The sequence below is a fragment of the Bacteroidota bacterium genome (assembly GCA_030706565.1).
Lineage (GTDB): Bacteria > Bacteroidota > Bacteroidia > Bacteroidales > JAUZOH01 > JAUZOH01.
The window spans coordinates 1-1471 of record JAUZOH010000586.1; the positions used below are offsets into that span (position 1 = coordinate 1).

A 1471-nucleotide genomic window follows, 5' to 3' on the forward strand; every position below is an offset into this window, starting at 1 on the left:
CAAACGGTTATGAAATATGTGGACCTTGCCGTGGAAATGAACTGGCCTTACCTGCTTATTGACTGGGAATGGGATCAAATGACTAATGGCGGGAATATAACCGATGCGGTGAATTATGCAAAAAGCAAAGGGATTAAGCCGATGATGTGGTACAATTCCGGCACCAGCTGGCTCGGTCCCACACCAAACGACCGTTTGCTGACGTCCGAAAAACGGGCAAAAGAATTCGCGTGGCTCAATCAAATTGGAGTTTACGGGATCAAGGTTGATTTTTTTGCCGGCGACCAGCAGGATATGATGAAATATTATATCGACATTTTGAAAGATGCTGCGAAATATCATTTAATGGTAAATTTTCACGGGGCTACCGTTCCTAGGGGCTGGGCACGTACATATCCTAACCTGATGTCAATGGAAGCCATATATGGCGCGGAATGGTACAACAATGGTCCTGTATTAACTGATAAAGCAGCGGTTCATAATACCACACTTCCCTTTACGCGCAATGTGGTTGGCTCTATGGACTATACCCCGGTTACGTTTTCTAATTCTCAATATCCTCATATTACTTCTTATGGACACGAACTGGCCTTGTCTGTCGTGTTTGAATCAGGATTGCAACATTTTGCCGACCGGCCCTCAGCTTACGAAGCTTTACCACCCGAACCCAAGGAATTTTTAAGGCAAATTCCTGTTGCCTGGGATGATACTAAACTGATAGATGGATACCCCGGCGAAAAAGTTGTGATTGCCAGAAAGAAAGACGACAAATGGTATGTAGGCGGGTTAAACGGGAAGGATCAACCTCAGACTTTAATCATAAGCTTTGATTTTCTTGATAAAGGAACCTATAATTTGCAGATTATTAAAGATGGTAAGGACAATAAATCTTTTTCTTCTGAAACAATAAAAATACATAAAGGAGATAAAGTAAAAGTTGATTGTCTGCCCAGAGGCGGGTTTGCAGGGGTTGTTAAAAGGAAATGAAGTTCGGAAATGAGTTAGTGTTCCTGAAATGAAAAGATGTTAATTGTTGAGTAAAATAAAGAATAAAAATATTATGAATTTAAAAAGACTAATGTCGGCATTCATTTGCCTGATTGTAATCAGTGGAAGTTTATTCGGACAAAGCAAGGTGATTGATATCTGGAACGGGAAAGTGCCCGGTTCAATCCCGAATTCCGCTTATAAACAAAAGGTTGATTCTCTTTATTGGATAAAAATAAGGTTTATTACCACTCCCACTCTAAATGTATATCCTGCCCCCTCCGGCAATAATACCGGGACAGCAGTGGTTGTTTGCCCGGGAGGTGCTTATTATGGTTTATCTTTCATAAATGAGGGTACGGAAATTGCCAAATGGTTGAATAGTATAGGTATCACGGCATGTGTTTTGAACTACCGCTTACCCGATGATGCAATTATGAAAAACAAGGTTATTGGTCCGATGCAGGATGGCCAGCAGGCAATG

At 41.3% G+C, this 1471-nt stretch carries 2 protein-coding genes; both read left to right on the forward strand.

What is annotated here, in order from left to right:
* Positions 1 to 987, forward strand: a 987-nt coding sequence (locus tag Q8907_17005) for a glycoside hydrolase family 97 catalytic domain-containing protein (protein MDP4275969.1), incomplete at its 5' end; no start/stop codon positions are given.
* 91 nt (positions 988 to 1078) lie between these two features.
* On the forward strand, positions 1079 to 1471 hold a 393-nt coding region (locus Q8907_17010; GenBank protein ID MDP4275970.1), incomplete at its 3' end, for a beta-galactosidase.